The sequence below is a fragment of the Bacillus sp. Xin1 genome (assembly GCF_013314535.1).
In the GTDB taxonomy this organism is placed as follows: domain Bacteria; phylum Bacillota; class Bacilli; order Bacillales; family Bacillaceae_G; genus Bacillus_A.
The window spans coordinates 1-13,119 of record NZ_JABUAE010000008.1; the positions used below are offsets into that span (position 1 = coordinate 1).

General features: G+C 34.4%; 14 protein-coding genes and 2 pseudogenes. 9 read left to right on the top strand and 7 right to left on the bottom strand.

The features are described 5' to 3' along the window. Nucleotides 1-153: 153 nt before the first annotated feature. Genes HRG09_RS10080 through HRG09_RS10095 form a run of 4 tightly spaced genes read right to left on the bottom strand, consistent with a single transcriptional unit; the run spans nucleotide 154 to nucleotide 2,995 of the window. Complete coding sequence (locus HRG09_RS10080) at nucleotides 154-633, bottom strand: DUF2247 family protein (RefSeq protein ID WP_174100670.1); 480 nt, start codon at nucleotides 631-633, stop codon at nucleotides 154-156. Nucleotides 634-645: 12 nt separating this feature from the next. Continuing rightward, a complete protein-coding gene (locus HRG09_RS10085) occupies nucleotides 646-2,319 on the bottom strand; it encodes a T7SS effector LXG polymorphic toxin (protein ID WP_174100671.1) in 1,674 nt (557 codons plus the stop codon). Next, nucleotides 2,316-2,678 (bottom strand): DUF3958 family protein, encoded by a 363-nt coding sequence (locus HRG09_RS10090; protein WP_174100672.1) that lies wholly within the window; start codon nucleotides 2,676-2,678, stop codon nucleotides 2,316-2,318. The genes HRG09_RS10085 and HRG09_RS10090 overlap by 4 nt, the downstream gene beginning before the upstream one ends. 41 nt (nucleotides 2,679-2,719) lie before the next feature. Further along, a complete protein-coding gene (locus tag HRG09_RS10095; protein ID WP_174100673.1) occupies nucleotides 2,720-2,995 on the bottom strand; it encodes a TIGR04197 family type VII secretion effector in 276 nt (91 codons plus the stop codon). Nucleotides 2,996-3,211: 216 nt separating this feature from the next. Between HRG09_RS10095 and HRG09_RS10100 the strand changes: the two are divergent. Next, a pseudogene (locus HRG09_RS10100) lies at nucleotides 3,212-3,310 on the top strand (N-acetylmuramoyl-L-alanine amidase); the annotation flags it as partial. A gap of 640 nt (nucleotides 3,311-3,950) precedes the next feature. On the opposite strand, the gene HRG09_RS10105 reads toward HRG09_RS10100, so the two are convergent. Further along, complete coding sequence (locus tag HRG09_RS10105; RefSeq protein ID WP_174100674.1) at nucleotides 3,951-4,658, bottom strand: hypothetical protein; 708 nt, start codon at nucleotides 4,656-4,658, stop codon at nucleotides 3,951-3,953. Nucleotides 4,659-4,775: 117 nt separating this feature from the next. Here HRG09_RS10105 and HRG09_RS10110 point away from each other — a divergent pair, with 117 nt between their 5' ends. From HRG09_RS10110 to HRG09_RS10125, 4 genes and pseudogenes are all read left to right on the top strand, one after another. Then, nucleotides 4,776-5,423, top strand: coding sequence for an HD domain-containing protein (locus tag HRG09_RS10110; RefSeq protein WP_174100675.1), 648 nt, complete (start codon nucleotides 4,776-4,778; stop codon nucleotides 5,421-5,423). Continuing rightward, nucleotides 5,420-7,312, top strand: coding sequence for an ABC-F family ATP-binding cassette domain-containing protein (locus HRG09_RS10115; RefSeq protein ID WP_174100676.1), 1,893 nt, complete (start codon nucleotides 5,420-5,422; stop codon nucleotides 7,310-7,312). The genes HRG09_RS10110 and HRG09_RS10115 overlap by 4 nt, the downstream gene beginning before the upstream one ends. A gap of 75 nt (nucleotides 7,313-7,387) precedes the next feature. Next, nucleotides 7,388-8,119 (top strand): Bax inhibitor-1/YccA family protein, encoded by a 732-nt coding sequence (locus tag HRG09_RS10120; protein WP_174100677.1) that lies wholly within the window; start codon nucleotides 7,388-7,390, stop codon nucleotides 8,117-8,119. A 157-nt stretch (nucleotides 8,120-8,276) separates the two neighbouring features. Then, nucleotides 8,277-8,435: pseudogene (locus HRG09_RS10125) on the top strand (single-stranded DNA-binding protein); the annotation flags it as partial. Nucleotides 8,436-8,745: 310 nt separating this feature from the next. Here the strand turns inward: HRG09_RS10125 and HRG09_RS10130 are convergent. After that, nucleotides 8,746-8,979 (bottom strand): helix-turn-helix domain-containing protein, encoded by a 234-nt coding sequence (locus HRG09_RS10130; RefSeq protein WP_030025485.1) that lies wholly within the window; start codon nucleotides 8,977-8,979, stop codon nucleotides 8,746-8,748. A gap of 267 nt (nucleotides 8,980-9,246) precedes the next feature. Here HRG09_RS10130 and HRG09_RS10135 point away from each other — a divergent pair, with 267 nt between their 5' ends. The 4 genes from HRG09_RS10135 to HRG09_RS10150 all read left to right on the top strand — a co-directional run bounded on the left by HRG09_RS10135 (nucleotide 9,247) and on the right by HRG09_RS10150 (nucleotide 11,981). Further along, entirely contained in the window at nucleotides 9,247-9,567 is a 321-nt protein-coding gene (locus tag HRG09_RS10135) for an ArsR/SmtB family transcription factor (RefSeq protein WP_086707722.1), read from the top strand. Nucleotides 9,568-9,752: 185 nt separating this feature from the next. Next, a complete protein-coding gene (locus HRG09_RS10140) occupies nucleotides 9,753-11,144 on the top strand; it encodes an FAD-dependent oxidoreductase (RefSeq protein WP_086707725.1) in 1,392 nt (463 codons plus the stop codon). A gap of 79 nt (nucleotides 11,145-11,223) precedes the next feature. Next, the gene (locus HRG09_RS10145) at nucleotides 11,224-11,427 is read left to right on the top strand and encodes a hypothetical protein (RefSeq protein ID WP_030025488.1); all 204 of its coding nucleotides are present in this window, start codon (nucleotides 11,224-11,226) and stop codon (nucleotides 11,425-11,427) included. 59 nt (nucleotides 11,428-11,486) lie between these two features. Beyond that, nucleotides 11,487-11,981: an arsinothricin resistance N-acetyltransferase ArsN1 family A gene (locus tag HRG09_RS10150; protein ID WP_086707727.1), complete on the top strand. Its 495-nt coding sequence runs from the start codon at nucleotides 11,487-11,489 to the stop codon at nucleotides 11,979-11,981. Nucleotides 11,982-12,106: 125 nt separating this feature from the next. Here HRG09_RS10150 and HRG09_RS10155 read toward each other — a convergent pair whose 3' ends face one another. Further along, the gene (locus HRG09_RS10155) at nucleotides 12,107-12,853 is read right to left on the bottom strand and encodes a GIY-YIG nuclease family protein (protein ID WP_086707730.1); all 747 of its coding nucleotides are present in this window, start codon (nucleotides 12,851-12,853) and stop codon (nucleotides 12,107-12,109) included. Nucleotides 12,854-13,119: the final 266 nt, after the last annotated feature.

The window sequence follows — 13,119 nt, forward strand, 5'->3', positions numbered from 1 at the left end:
AAATGTGAGGTCTCTTTTGTTGATTATTCTTCATTTGTAACTTTCTCTTCACGTACTCCAAGCCAGGTAATATGGTTCATTGAAATATACAATCCTAAAGAAGACTTGTTCTTCAAAAAATTCATTTCTTGCCCTTAGAATCTAGCAAAGTAGTTATTCAATAAATTTTTTCTCTGAATCCAAAAATTTATAAAACCTATTTAACAAATCTTTCTTCGTAGTTGGGGTATCTTGGGGCATATAAGTAATAAAACTTGTCATATCTTCAGGATAATCATGTCTATCATAAAACTCTGCAATTCTATTTAATAGTTCATCCTCATCAGTAATCTTTTCTTTTAACTTAGATAAATAAACGAATCTTAGCTTTCTATTCTCATTCTGTAATTCTTCACTATTTTCTTCTAAATTAGGAAAATGGAAATCTTTAATCTTAAACAAAATTTTATCTAAACAACTATAATCTATTCCCCAAGCTAGTTCATTAACAAAAGCTTCATCATCACCAGCTTCCATTAGTTCCACCGCATAATCAGAAAGGACATTCGGTTCAAAATATTTTTTATTTACACCAGTATAAATAGTTTTCCAATCATACTTAAGACCTTTGTTCTTAAAATCTATTAAATCCATATAATTCTCCTTTTACTTTTTTGGAACTTGATTTGGTTTCCCTGTAGCAATTCCATTTTCGATAAATCTTCTATGACTTACATTTCCATTTGGTTCAACAATCCACTCAAAGATACCTTTTTTACCAGCGTAGCTCCCCTCTATTTGGAAGAATCTTCTTGTGATTTCATCTCCTCCTACTAGTGGGAATTCATCAGCAAATCTTGAGTAATTATCAACGATATCAGAAAATCCATGTTCCTTAGGGACATGAGGAAACTCTTTTTCTATGATGGGTCTTCCTTTTGTATCTCTTCCCCAAATAGGTTTTACTTCATCAATCTTTGTTCCACTTCCAACTCGTTTTCCATCAATAACAGGTCCCTCTAATTCCTCAATTACTTTTGGATTAGCTTCGCTGGTTTTATTATTAGTATTATCCATCCCCTTAGTAGCATTGTTAGTCTTTGCAAAATTATAATAGTCTTGATTTAGTTCGCTTTGAGGTATCTTGGTTAGGATATTTCCACCAGAGAAAGCATAAGAAACATCTTTCTTAAAAGATTGTAAAATTTCCGATACTTGCTTCAATTCTTTTACTAGCGTTACACCTTTAGCAAATGTACTTGCTCCACCTGCTCCTTTTATTCCTTTTGTGGCCAGGCTTGCTTTACCTAGTCCTTTATCAGCAATTAGACCGATAGCTATTTGTGTTAATCCATAAGTAGTCCATTGTGTACGGCTCTCTGCATCTCCATTTATTATATCTCGTTTCATAGTACTTGAAAATGCATGCCACATATTTTGTGCCGTTTCATCCAAATGTACAATTGCATATGTAACATTAATAAAAGTTTCTATATCCATATTCCTTATATCCATATTACTTAAAGTTTCCATGGACTTGATTTCATCTTCAACAGCTTTCCCTGTTCCGATTACAGTACCATTCCACATCTTTTTTACTGTTTCGAACACCTTAACTACATCGTCTACCGTATCGTCCCAAGCCTTTCTAATCGGAGATTTCTCTTCTAGCCTACCGCACATCTCTCCATCTTTAATCAAATAGTCAGCTTTTCGGGCTTTCTCTTCTGTAATCGCTTGAATAGAAGTCGTCCACTCCATATTCAACCCTTGCGTACTAAATGTTCCGCTTGCAAGACTAAATCCTTTTCCGCTTTGGACTTCGGCAAGGCCTGTCGCAATGCTAGCAGCTAATTGAATTGCTGCACTATAGTTATTGCTAGAGGTCTGATTGAACTGATACAAATGATCTAACTTTTCTTGCAGTTTTTTCCTCATGACAGTAAAAAGATTTACCATGGCGTCCATACTTGGGATTGGCATGGTTTGAGTGATGGCTTCCATACTTGCTTTCATTCGGTCAATTTCTTTAATTTGTTCTAGTAACTCTTGTTCAATGACATCAGTTGAAGCTACCTTGGATTCAAATTGACTTGGAAAGGCATCATTCTGAAGGATTAATTCTTCACATAAGTAAATGATTCCTTGTGCTAAAGGACGAAAGGTTTGTACAAAAAATGCTTTTGCACTGCTATAAGTTTGTCCTTGTAGAACAGTATCAATTGCAAAAGCGTCAATCGACTGAATAGCTTGTTCCATACCTTGAATGGTAGCGGTACATACAGCATTCATGCTTTGAGTTTGGCTTTGTACTTCTCCCAAATACATATTTAAACTCATGCATTGACCTCCCTTGCTAATTGTTGTTGTTGATAGGAAAGGTCATTTTCTAAATCACTAAGGTCTCGTCTTTCTTTAAGTAACGTTTCTTTTTGGTTTTCCAATTCGAATGTAAGTTTTCGCTCAATGTGCCCTGCTTCTTGACGCATATTCATAAAAAAATGAGATAACTCTTTATCCCCATGCCAAGTTTCTAGAATTCGATTAAACAAACGATTGCTTCGACTTTTCCATTCGTGAAAATCTGCTTCCGCTTGTTCCTGTGTTTGAATCGCAGATTGATTCCGGTCCTGTTCTACGAATACACTTCGTAATTTTTGATTTAATTGATTGATTTGTTTTTCAATATCTTGACTCATTTTTTTCCTCCTACCGTTGTACCTTTACGTAGGTTGTCACATTAGCGAAAAGTATTGTGAAGTTCGTGATCCATTCTCTCGAACTCTTTGGCTACCGAATGAATATTATCGACCGCTTGTTGAAAGGCGGCGGAAAATTGTTTCGTCAAATCTAAAACCTGTTGGTTCGCTTCTTGTGCTTTGGAATTAACAGATAGCGTAGTACGCGTCGCCTTTGTTATAGAACGATTTGTCGCACTTTGGATTGTATCCGAAGCATTTCTCATCTGCGTAGCGATTTGTTGTGCTGCTTGAAAATTACTTTGAAATTGTCCCATCGCATAAACCCTTTCTATATTTCTATGAACGTATTAAGGAAGAGGAGTGCCTAGTATGAATGTCTATTATCCTACTGTTCTTCATAGGAACCCTCTTGGAAAAATATTGCGGATTTAATTATAACAATAATTGGATATTTTTTCCTTAAAAAATTCCTTTTTATAACATGTGTGTTATACAGTCTTCAGTCGGTGGGGGAGAGTATTTATAATCGAAAGGTAACTGCTAATGGTTCACCACAGTACAAAGTACACAACAGCAAGGGCAAAACATACTATGTTACTGCAAAAGAAGCCTACGTATATGTAAAGTAAGGCAAAAGGGAATCCTTTTTTATTTTATTAGAACATTTAAATTTCATCAGTACCTATTTGTTCTAATATTTCTTTAGCAGTTTCGATATCCATTTACATAGGTGCCAGATTCAATCGTCCTGGATTTTCATTAAAATACTCAGCTAGTTGTTTCAATTTTGGTCTTACATCTTTATAGGGTAAATACTTTTCTGCATCATATTTAAGTGAGGGTATTTAGTTACGCCCCGTTTTATAAAAAAATTGAATATATTTTGAAAAGGGATAATTTGAAAAACATTGATATAACAGGATTTATGAGGGTGTTGGGAAGGATTGAATATATGAATACATGTTCCGCACACAAGTTCAACAATCGGAACGGGAATACCTATTTATCAAGGTGATTGTGATACAAGATTTATTGCGGAAATTTATGTTAAATGAATTGTTTTTAAAATAAAAATTTATCTAATACAGTTTAATTAAAAGGCTATTTTTTGCTCACATTTTGCTCACAAATAATATAAAAACACGTGAAAAAATATGAAATTCACTTTTGAAATAAAATATAATGTAACAAATAAGAAGTGTCACAAATGCTTGTATAACAGGCATTTGTGACACTTTTATAGTTTTATATAAGACAAAATGAACAACTTTAAAACTGCTCATTCTTCTCCCAAGACTCTACAATATAGTGAGCAATTGTCGGATTGAACCCTTTTCCAATTAAAAACATAATCGCAGCAACCTCTGTCATAGCATGTTTGTGGGAGGTATGTTTTGCTTCATTCATGCCGTACTCTACCCAAGGTTTTACGAAGTCCAATACAGGTTTCTTTAAAGATAAAAATTGTGTACCAACAACTTGTTGGATTTGTTGTTGTGTTGGTTCAGTGGGAATAGCTGTAGTAGGTCCTGGCGGTAAGATTTGTATTTGCGCCGGATCAAATGGAGCTGGTGGCAAGATTTGTGGTTGAGTTGGATCTAATGTTGGTGCCGATGGTGAAACACGCGGGTCCTGGAATGGTTGATACATTTGTGGCTGTTGATAGGGATTTTGCTGATATTGGGTTTCATGGGATTGCTGAGCTACGTATGGATTTTGTTGATACTGAGTTTCATGAGCTTGTTGGGTTAAGTATTGATTTTGCTGGTATGTCGTTTCGTGAGATTGCTGAGCTACGTATGGATTTTGTTGGTATTGTGTTTCGTGAGATTGTTGTGCTACGTATGAATTTTGTTGATGTTGAAATTCCTGTTGTTGCGGTTCTTGGTCTTCAAGCTGCGGCTCTCGATATTGTTGTTCTTGATTTTGAGGATAGTATGGTTGCTGCGGGTAAGGATGTTGATTGTTATAGAACATTTTATTTCCTCCTTCAGATCCTTCATGATTATGCATACAAAATAGTGTATGGGCAGACAAGAAAATATGTGATGAAAAAATGAGGGCGTGTTACAATAAGGAATTGGGTGAAGATAAATGAAAAAACAAGAACAAATACAAAAAACAATTGATTTTGTAAAACATATTTTGGAAAAAGATGCCAGTGGACATGATTGGTACCATATTGAACGTGTACATAAATTAGCCATTTCTTTATCTGAAAAGGAAGGTGGGAATCGTTTTGTAATTGAGATGGCAGCTTTACTTCATGATGTAGCAGATGAGAAGTTAAATGAAAGTGAAGAAGCTGGTATGAAAAAAGTTTCTGATTGGCTAGAAGGATTGGGTGTTGCTGAAGAAGAAAAGGAACATATCCTTCATATTATTATGAATATGTCATATAAAGGTGGACATGGTGGTAATGTAGAAAGTTTGGAAGGAAAGATTGTTCAAGATGCGGATCGATTAGATGCACTTGGTGCAATTGGAATCGCCCGCACGTTTGCTTACGGCGGTGCAAAAGGACGTTTAATGTATGACCCGAATATTCCACCTCGTGAAGTAATGACGAAAGAAGAGTATCGAAAAAATAATGATCCATCGTTAAATCATTTTTATGAAAAGCTTTTGAAGTTGAAAGATTTAATGAATACAGATGCTGCGAAGCGAGAGGCTGAAGTTCGTCATCGCTATATGGAAGAATTTATCGAACAATTTATGAAAGAGTGGAATGCACAAATATGAAAATGCTAACAGTAGAAAACGTATCAAAATCATATGGGGATAAACCATTATTCGATGGATTATCATTTAGTATTGCTGAGGGACAACGTGCAGGAATTATTGGTGTAAACGGTACAGGGAAATCTACATTATTAAAAATTATTGCAGGGGTAGAGATTCCTGATACAGGTGATATGACGCATACGCGTGGCTATACAATTAGCTATTTATCGCAGCAACCGGATTTTAATGAAAATTTGACAGTGCTTGAGCAAGTATTTCACGGTGATACACCGCTAATCCGCCTTCTTCGAGAATACGAACAAGCATTATTAAACATAGAAAAAGACCCAAGTAATGAAAAAGTGCAGGAGCAATTATTTGCAGTGCAGCAACGTATGGATGCGATGAATGCATGGGAAGCAAACGCGAATGCCAAATCACTTTTAACGAAGCTGGGTATTACAGATTTCACAGCAACTGTTGGAAATTTATCTGGTGGACAAAAGAAACGTATTGCAATGGCGCAGTGCTTTATTGAAACACCGGATTTATTAATATTAGATGAGCCAACGAACCATCTTGATCATGAAACGGTAGAATGGTTAGAAGAATATTTAGCAAGGTATACTGGAGCAGTTTTACTTGTAACACATGATCGTTATTTCTTAGACCGTGTTACCAATCGCATTTTTGAACTGGATAATGGTAACTTGTATAGCTATGAAGGAAACTATAGTACATTTTTAGAAGCGAAGGCACTTCGTGAAGAACAAGAATTAGCACAAGAATCAAAGCGCCAAAATCTATATCGCCGTGAACTTGCTTGGATTCGCCGCGGTGCGAAAGCTCGTTCTACAAAACAAAAAGCACGTATTCAGCGTTTTGAAGAGTTGAAAGAACAAGAAGGTCCAGCAGCGAAGCAATCTGTTGATATTTCACTGAGCGGGAGCCGATTAGGAAAGAAAGTACTTGAATTAAAAGATGTGACGAAAAAGTTTGGGGATAAAACAGTCCTTCACAACTTTAATCATATCGTAAAACCAGGCGATCGAATTGGTATTATTGGGGCTAATGGCAGCGGAAAATCATCTTTATTAAATATGCTTGCAGGCAAATTATCACCTGACAGTGGTGAAATTGAAGTTGGACAAACTGTGAAAGTTGCTTATTATACGCAAGAAAATGAAGAGATGAACTTAAACCAACGTATGATTGAATATATTAAAGAAATTGCAGAAGTCATTCATACAACGGATGGTAAAGTTATTGGAGTATCCCAAATGCTTGAGCGTTTCTTATTCCCACCGCATTCACATGGAACACCGCTTGGTAAACTATCTGGTGGTGAAAGAAGACGTCTGTATTTATTACGTCTTTTAATGGGGGAGCCGAATGTACTTCTATTAGATGAGCCGACCAACGACTTAGATACACAAACGTTAACAGTACTAGAAGACTATTTAGAAGATTTCCCGGGTGTCGTTCTTACGGTATCGCATGATCGTTACTTCTTAGATAAAGTGGTAGATGAATTATTTATCTTTACTGGCGGCGGAGAAGTTCGTGAATTCCTAGGAAGTTATAGTGATTACCTAGATATACAAAAGGCGCAAGAACTATTAGAAAAAGTAGAAGTACAGAAGGAAAAGAAAGTGGAAGAAGCTCCAAAACAACAACGTAAACGTAAGCTTTCCTATCACGAACAACGTGAATGGGAAACGATTGAAGATACGATTGCAGGGCTTGAAGAGAAGCTTGAAACGATTGGAGAAGAACTCGCAAATGTCGGCTCTGATTTCACAAAGGCGCAAGAACTTTCTGAAGCGCAAGAGCAAACGGAAGAAGAACTAGAAAAAGCGATGGAACGCTGGAGCGAACTATCTGACATCGTTGAAGGTTTAAAATAAAAACAAGCTGCATATATTGAAATGTAAAGAGAAAAACTTTACACTATTGGTAGAACCTATTTTAGGAGGGAAAAAATGAGAACATCTAATCCAATGTTGAAGAAAGAGGCATTTCGTAAAGAAGGAGCAAGTGCATCTGCAATGACAATTGGCGGAGCGGTAGGTAAAACATTTATTATGCTTGTCTTGCTTCTTGCAACGTCTGTCTATTCATACATACAGATGTATATTGGGAAAATGCAAATGCCAGTTTTAATTGGGGCATTAATTGTGGCTGCAATCATCGCATTTGCATCTATGTTCTTCCCAAAAATGGCACCTATTACTGCACCTATTTACGCAGCGGTTGAAGGGATTGTTTTAGGAAGTATTTCAGCGGTATATGCGCTTCGTTTTGACAATTCTATTATTTTAAATGCTGTATTACTAACAATTTCAATTTTATTTGCAATGTTAGTTTTATATGCAACTCGTGTTGTAAAAGTAACAGATAAATTCCGCACAGGTGTAATGGCTGCAACGTTTGGAATTTTGATTATGTACTTAATGGTTTTCCTATTAAACATGTTTGGTGTTACTGTTCCGTACATTCATCAAGGTGGAACAATTGGTATCATTATTAGTGCAGTTGTTATTGTAGTAGCTGCATTAAATTTATTACTAGACTTTGATTTAATCGAAAATGGTGCACGTAGTGGCGCTCCAAAATATATGGAGTGGTACAGTGCAATGGGATTAATGATGACATTAGTGTGGTTGTACTTAGAAATTCTTCGTTTTGTTTCTTACTTTACGAAAAACGACTAATTGAAAGAAATCCTGCATGTTTGAAACATGCAGGATTTCTTTTTATGTTTTTTTAGATTCAAAGTGAGGATTTTTCTTTAGAAATATAACATTTTACATTTTTTACCTATACTCTATTTTTTTCTACAATAAAGAAAAAATGTGAGGTGGTATAAATATGATGAATCGAGTTGTATTAATTGGAAGATTGACAAAAGATCCAGAACTATACTACACAAAGCAAGGGATTGCCTATGCACGTATATGTGTTGCGGTAAATAGAGGGTTTCGAAATAGCTTAGGAGAGCAGCAAGCTGACTACATTTACTGCGTCATAATATCTCCGTAATCTCTAATGCACATAATTTTTTTTTATATCCAATCCATTAGCAACATTAAGTGGGAGATAGAATAGATAGCTGTACATAATTAATAATATGTACAAAATATACAAGCCATCATGATGTATATTTGTACATAATAAAATAAACCTATATATATTGAAAAAGGAATATCGAAAGTAATGTAGTTCAATCTATTTAGAACTAATTGGGTGATTTAATTAGGGATACTATTATAATTAGAAGGTCCATAATATAGAGAAGAAGCCAAACAAAAGTCTATTTTTATTTGGCTTCTTCTCTATATTATGTTTTATCCGATACTTGTATTTCTAATTCTTTAATTAATTGAGAGGGTTTAATATTTAATGCATTAGCGAGTGCAAATACAGTATTAATTGTGGGCTTTCTTTTCCCTCTTTCTAAAAGACTGATATATGTTCTGTCTAATCCAGAATTAAATGCTAATTCTTCTTGGCTCATTTGTGAGCTTATCCGATGTCGTTGTAAGACATGGCCAAAAGTTTGTTCTAGATTCAAGAAACCACTCTCCCTATACTTATAAAATAATTTTGGAAGAGGTGTTTCTTTTACTCTACGGACTATAGTCTACAAACTAAGTATATGTGCATAAATTATTAATAAAATAAACAATTAATGTGAGAAAAACAAAGTTAAGTGATGAAAAAATGCTGAAAATATTTGTTTGCAACCATTAAATCAATTTTTTTTGATTTAATGGTTGCAGAAAAGTAAAAAAGCGTATATATTTTAAATATCAAAAAAAATTGATGAAAGGAACTCAACATGAAAGAAATAAAATTATACAATCAATCAACTCCTCAATCCTTTCAAATATATGAAAAGAAGTTCAAAGCATTGGCAGATCAAAAAAGGTTACACATTTTGTACGAATTGTGCCAACGTGGAGAAACTTGCGTATGTGATTTAACTGGTGTTCTGGAACTACCACAATCAAAACTTTCATATCATTTAAAACTTTTACTGGACGCGAATCTTATTACAAAAGAAACAAAAGGAACATGGAGTTACTATGACATTAATAAAACAGAAGTAGACGCACTATTATCTGAGCAATTATGCTGTATATTTCGTCCTATGTCATAATTTTGATTGGGACGAAATAGCATTTTAATATATATTAAATCAATTTTTTTTTGATTAATATTACATTTTCGATAAGCGATTAAATTTGGTATTCATTCTGGTCTTTAAATCAATTTTTTTTGATTTAAAGAATTCGATTAAGGAACTACACTTGCAAGTTTAGAGAAAATAAGGAGGATTTTTTTATGAAATCTATTCAACTTTCATTCAAAGTACAAGAGTGCTGCGGAACGGAAAATCAAACATTACAAAACAATACTGATATGCAGGGATTAAAACAGTTACCAGTTGCCATTATTGGGGGAGGTCCTGTAGGTTTAGCTGCAGCTGCACATTTAGCAAAACATGGTGAATCATTTATCTTATTAGAAGCTGGAGAAAAAATAGGATCAAACATTCTTACATGGGGCCATGTAAGGTTATTCTCACCTTGGCAATATAACATAGATAAAACAGCTCTAGCTCTTCTTGAACAACATGGCTGGGAATCACCAGACATAAACGCATTACCAACAGGAAGAGAAATTGTAGAACAATACTTACAACCGCTTGCGAATCTTCCGGAAATTAAACCATTTATCCATTTGAATACTAAAGTACGATCTATAGGTAAGAAAGATACAGATAAAATGAAAACAACGAATCGTGAAAAAATGCCATTCATGATCTATACAGAAAAAGAAGGTATGCTTCAAGTTTATGAAGCTAGAGCGATATTAGATGCTTCCGGTACGTGGGGAAATCCAAATCCGGCAAATTCTAATGGTATCTGGTTGAAAGAAGAGCAATCCCTTAACAAGCATATTTTTTATGGTATTCCAGATATATTAGGAAACGAACAAAAGCGATACGCCAATAAGCATGTAGCTGTTGTTGGAAGTGGTCATTCTGCAATCAATGCTTTGTTGGAATTGGCAAAGCTAAAGGAATCCTATCCAGAAACTAAGATTGTATGGATTATGAGAAAGCAACGTGTGGAAGAAGCATACGGAGGAGAGGAAAAAGATGCTCTTGAAGCACGTGGTACTTTAGGTAGCCGCATTCATCAATTGGTTGATGAAGGAAACATAGAAGTAATGACACCATATAAAATTCAATACGTAGCTAGAACAAAAAATGGAATGGACATTGTAGGTCATCAAGATGAAAAAGAAATAAAAATTACTGATATCCATGAGATGATTGTAAATACAGGGAATCGCCCTAACTTATCTATGGTAAGTGAAATACGTACTTCAATTGATACTGCTACTGAAAGTGTAGAGGCGTTAGCGCCACTAATCGATCCTAACCTTCATAGTTGTGGTACTGTTCGCCCCCATGGTGAAAAAGAGCTTCGACACCCAGAGAAAGATTTCTATATTGTAGGTTCAAAAAGTTATGGAAGAGCGCCTACATTCCTTATGGCGACAGGCTATGAACAAGTTAGATCTATAGTTGCTTACCTTACTGGAGATTATGAGGCAGCAGAAAAAGTACAACTTGATTTGCCAGAGACTGGCGTTTGTAGTGTGAATTTAAATCCTAATCCTAATAAAGTTGATGATTCATGTTGTGGTACAGAATCTTGTTGTTAAGGAGAATAACTGTAAGGAGGCGCAATTTATATTACGCCTCCTTACAGAATAATTAAGCTTGAAAGGAGAACACAATGAAATGGTTATTAATCATGCGGGTAATTTAAAAAAAGACTATTTTGTATCCTATATAAGATTAATAATGAATGCCCACCAATGTAATGTTGAAAATGCAAAAGATTATGTTTTTCAAAATATGTTCAGACTCGAAAAAAACAGTTTAGGAAAGAAAACTTATCAGAGTTTCCTTGAAGCTTATCAAGAATTGAAACAACCTAATTAAATTAATAAATTTTATAAGAAATTTATGAGATAAATAAGAGATGTTAGGGGGAGATATGTATGGGGATTAGGAGAGCAACCGAACAAGATGTACAAGAAATTATGGCTATTTATAATGAGGGTATCGAGGATCGTATTGCAACTTTAGAGACAGAAATAAAAACAGATAAATATGTGATGGAATGGCTGTTTCAAAGAGAAAATAGATATTCGGTAATTGTGATGGAAGAGAATTCACATGTTGTCGGTTGGGCTTCCATTAATCCGTATAGTCATCGATGCGCTTATAGGGGTGTAGGGGAACTATCTATATACATAAAGAGAGAATATCGTGGAAAAGGTTTGGGGCAAAAATTACTTTTGGCTTTAGAAAAGACCGGAAAGAAAAATGAATTCTATAAATTTGTTTTATTTACTTTTTCTTTTAATAATCTAGGGCAAGGACTATATCGTAAAATGGGTTATCGTGAAGTAGGAGTGTTTGAAAAGCAGGGAATAATGGACGGCGAGCGTGTTGATGTGATGATTATGGAGAAATTATTATCTGAAGAATAAACAATATTGTATCAAAAGTTTATAAAAAAGGTATTTACAAAATTGGATGAAATGACTATGTAAATACCTCTTTATTATGTAGTTATTTACCATTTCTCATTTTAGCAATCAAATGAAAAAATCTGTTAGTATCTATCGATGTATTTTAGAACGTCAACTAAATGATATACGTCATACCCTTTAGTTTTATAGGTGAAATAACTCTCGTAAGTAATTTGACCATAAAAGATTAGACTCTTAGCAGATTTGGCAGGGGATTTGTAAGTCTTTCCACCCTTTTTCTCTATAAAATCATTTACCTTTTGGATTAGAGGTTTTACTATATCTTCAGTTTTTTCTTGATTAACAAATCCATTAATTGAATCGTCATATAATGGAGCAATTCCATAAAAAGTTGTCTTGTAAATATGGGATTTTAAAAGCTTCTCCATGTCAATTTCATCGTAATGGACATCTTCCTTTTGAAAGTAATACTTATCTACTCTACTTACTTTAATAACAGGAGTTTTCATAAATTCATAGTTATCTGGTCTTTCATTCGCACCGAGGGCATTTGGAGCTATCACGTTTGTTAAAACATGGCCCTCTTTTTCTCTTTGACTGAATAAGCTCTCTTCTAAGATTAATGCTTCATATTCAGTTAGATTTTCTTTCACAAAACGAGTGTCACAATCATAGTGATTTTTAACGCTTAAAAAGTACGGATTATTTTTCTCTTGCTTATAACGTTGTCCTTTACCTTTACCAATATAAAAGACTTGGTTCGTTTCTTTAATAAACCATTCATAAACATAATATACTGGTTCAGCACTTAATCCTGACTCATCTGGAACCGTTGTAATTTTAAAATCGTTACCAATAGTAATTTTCATACGCAACCCCCTTTTAGGTATATTTTACCACAAAAAACCATAATCATTTATGCATGTATTGCTATGGTACGATTTCTTAGATAAATAGCATTGATAAAAATTTTTTGGTACCATTTATATAAATATATAATTATTTACTTATGATATGGTTTTGAAAATGCACAAGAATTATTTATTAAAAAGAATGGGGGGACAAGCTTGTTAGATCAATTGCTAATTGTGGGTATGTACCTTTTAATAATTTACATGTGTGCATATGTTACGCT